Source organism: Paragemmobacter kunshanensis (assembly GCF_011059185.1).
GTDB lineage: Bacteria > Pseudomonadota > Alphaproteobacteria > Rhodobacterales > Rhodobacteraceae > Paragemmobacter > Paragemmobacter kunshanensis.
Map to the genome: position 1 here is coordinate 1 of NZ_JAALFE010000053.1, position 2,764 is coordinate 2,764.

At 67.5% G+C, this 2,764-nt stretch carries 4 protein-coding genes; all 4 read right to left on the reverse strand.

Features of this window, described 5'->3' with window-relative positions; translation table 11 throughout:
* Positions 1-65: 65 nt before the first annotated feature.
* Positions 66-356 carry a DUF6127 family protein gene (locus G5V65_RS21170; RefSeq protein WP_165054490.1) on the reverse strand — a complete coding sequence of 97 codons (291 nt, stop codon included), beginning with the start codon at positions 354-356 and terminating at the stop codon, positions 66-68.
* Positions 353-1,351, reverse strand: coding sequence for an FscB (locus tag G5V65_RS21175; protein WP_165054493.1), 999 nt, complete (start codon positions 1,349-1,351; stop codon positions 353-355). Before G5V65_RS21175 ends, G5V65_RS21170 begins: the two co-directional genes overlap by 4 nt.
* Positions 1,348-2,214: a hypothetical protein gene (locus G5V65_RS21180; protein WP_165054495.1), complete on the reverse strand. Its 867-nt coding sequence runs from the start codon at positions 2,212-2,214 to the stop codon at positions 1,348-1,350. Before G5V65_RS21180 ends, G5V65_RS21175 begins: the two co-directional genes overlap by 4 nt.
* On the reverse strand, positions 2,211-2,764 hold a 554-nt coding region (locus G5V65_RS21185), incomplete at its 5' end, for a DUF2793 domain-containing protein (RefSeq protein ID WP_165054498.1). The genes G5V65_RS21180 and G5V65_RS21185, both read right to left, overlap by 4 nt.

Sequence of the window (2,764 nt, forward strand, 5' to 3'; positions counted from 1 at the left end):
GAAAAACCCGCCTTGGGGGCGGGCGAGGTGGTGGTTTTGATGATGAAATCGGCAGCGCCTCCCGGTCAGGGCGCGCTGCCAAAGATCTTCAGCTTGATCGCAATCCCCGCGAGCAACGCCAGGATGACGCCGGTGGTGATCAGATGAACCGCACTCTGGACGGCCGTACGGCGGACAAAGCGGATGGCATCGAGCAGCGCGCGCAGGTCGCGGATGTCGAGGGCGGCTTCCTTGCCGTCGAGGCCGACATCGGCCAGCGCGCGCTTCGCCCCCTCCTCTGCTGCCCGCGCGAGGAGTTCCTCGAACTCGGCATCCGGCATGCGGACATGGCCATCTCCGGAACGGGGAGGGCTCATGCGGAGAGGATCCCGACTTCGGCAGGCAGGGTCACGCTGGTCCAGGCACTGCTGTCGGCGGGGTTCAGCGCCCATGTGGAATAGACCGACCTCGGCGCAAGAGACGGCACAGTGACCGGGGCCGCATCATGATTGACCCCACCCATGCGCAAGAAACCAGCGGCGGCCTGCGGCCCGACCGTCCCTGCCTGCGCGACCTGCTTCACATGCACGCCCGCGATGGCTGCGACGGCCGCAGGTCCGGTCGGCCCGGTCAATGAGAAGGACAGCCGCTGCCCGGCCGCATTGCTGGACAACCGCGTGCCGACATCCTCGTCCTTCAGCGCATCGATGCTGCCCGCCATCTGGCTGAAGGTTGCGATGGCATTGGGCGTGCGGCGGACAAAGCGCCGCCCGATGGTCGACACGCCATCCAGCACCGCGAAATGCGCATAGTACCAGGTGCGGGTGACGCTGGTGCCGTGCAGCCCGACGTTCGGGAAAACGATCTGCACCGGCTTGCCCTTGCCTTGGGTGTTGGCGGCCGTGGCCGAGCTGTGCAGAACACCGTCGACGTAGAAGTCGATGGTGATGCTGGCCGCCACCGCCACGCGCACGTCGATCCATTGCGGTTGGCCGTTCGGCGGGGTGTAGCTCGAGTTGCCCTGTACCGTCGTGTCGCCGCGAGCAACGGCGTGGTAGCGGTCGGTGCTGGCCACCGGCTGGATCTGCGCGACCCGGACCTGGTTCGCGTCAAAGAACTCGATGAAACTGGCATTGGCCTCGGTGATGAGGTCGGCATCCCCATTGGGCGGCACGTAGCGGAAGCCGAGCCAGAGATCGCCCGCGGGTGCCGCAAATCCGAGGGAGAACGGCATGGCATAGCTGCGCGAGGCGATGAAGCGGATGCCGTTCACGTCGAGGTTGGCATCGAAGCCAATGGCGGTCGTGTTCAGAAGCCCGGAAATGCCCGCGACGTCGGTCGGCTGGTGGCCGAGATGCAGGATGTAGCTCATGGCAGTTCCACTTCGATGTAGAGGTTGGCTTGGGTCCAGGTGGCGCCGCGCCCCCCACCGTGCTCGAGGAAGAGCGCGGCATCTGCGGCGGTGAGATGTGCCCCGCCACCCCGGCTGATCCAGAGGGAGGCACCCGCGATGCTGAGCCCTCGATCCCAGCCGATCTCGAGGAAGGCCGCAGCGTCGAAGAAGCGCAGATCGGGATCGAGATACCCCAATGCCGTCACGCCCGGGGGCACCGGATAGCTGAACTGGGAGGGGAGCGAGCGGAGCGTGCCGCCGTCACCGGGATTGCGCCCCTGGACCTGTGGGTAGAAGCCGGGACTTCCGCCCGCCGTCCAGGTCGCCGCTGCGCTGACCGGGTCGTCGCGCCAGATCCCGTTCTTGCCGATCCAGAGGCGGCCGAGGGCCGGGTCGAGGACGAACATCAGCACATCATTCGCGCCGAAGGTGGGCAGACCGGTTAGGCGCTGTTCGGCGGTTGCAGTGGCCGAGGACCAAAGCGCGCCGGTGCCACGCCAGCCGATCGAGCCCAGCGTGATCGGGTTCAGCCCGACATTGAACTCCTCGCGCTGCGCGGCCGCGACGACGCCCATATAGCCGTCGAAGGTGGCGGCACCCGGGGCGCAAAGGACTTCCCAATAGCGCCGCCCGTCTGTCGGCAGGATCGCCTTGGCGGTCGGCACCCAGCGCATGTAGTTGGTGCCGCCCGAGATGTTCACGGCGGTCTGGTTGCCGTTCGACAGGGTATAGCCGGAGGGGCGGCGGGTGGTGTCCATCTGCCAGACTGCGCCGATATCTACCGGGGGCCCGGTATCCCCGCCTTGGGCAAGAATGGCGCCGCGCATCATCAGGAGGCTCATGCGACGGCTCCCGCCAGCGCGCCCTGGATGATCCAGGCATCCGCCCCGCGCTTCACGAGGGCGGCACCGGACCATTGGCCGTCGAGGGCGACCGAACCGCCCGGGACACCGTTCAGCGACACACCCGCCGCAGCTGCCACCGTCGCGACCCCGGCGCCAACCTGCGTGATGTTAATCAGCGCGCCGAGCTCGAAGGAAACGGTGGCCTCGGGTGGAATGGTCACGGTGACGGCCGAGGAACCGGTCGTCTCGAGAATGCTGCCCAGATCGACCGTTTCCAGTGTGTGGCTGGTGGCGGTGAGCGTGCGGATGCGCACGATGCCGGGGCGCGGAACCTCGACCCATGATCCGGCCGTGAACCGTACATGTCGGGCCTCGTCGGCGATCCAGACCTGCCAGCCTTCTTGCGGGGGCAGATAGACCCAAGCCGCAGCCCCGGCTAGCGACTGGTCCCAGAGTGCGAGCGCATTGGCATTGGCGCCTGCCGTGGCGGGCACGATGGCGATCTGGCCCGCGGTGCCGGTGGCAGGAAGTGCTGCAGTCCGTGACG

Bases quoted from the DNA above. Each gene is read 5' to 3' on its own strand.
- G5V65_RS21170 (WP_165054490.1), bottom strand. From the start codon at position 356: ATGAGCCCTCCCCGTTCCGGAGATGGCCATGTCCGCATGCCGGATGCC.
- G5V65_RS21175 (WP_165054493.1), bottom strand. From the start codon at position 1,351: ATGAGCTACATCCTGCATCTCGGCCACCAGCCGACCGACGTCGCGGGC.
- G5V65_RS21180 (WP_165054495.1), bottom strand. From the start codon at position 2,214: ATGAGCCTCCTGATGATGCGCGGCGCCATTCTTGCCCAAGGCGGGGAT.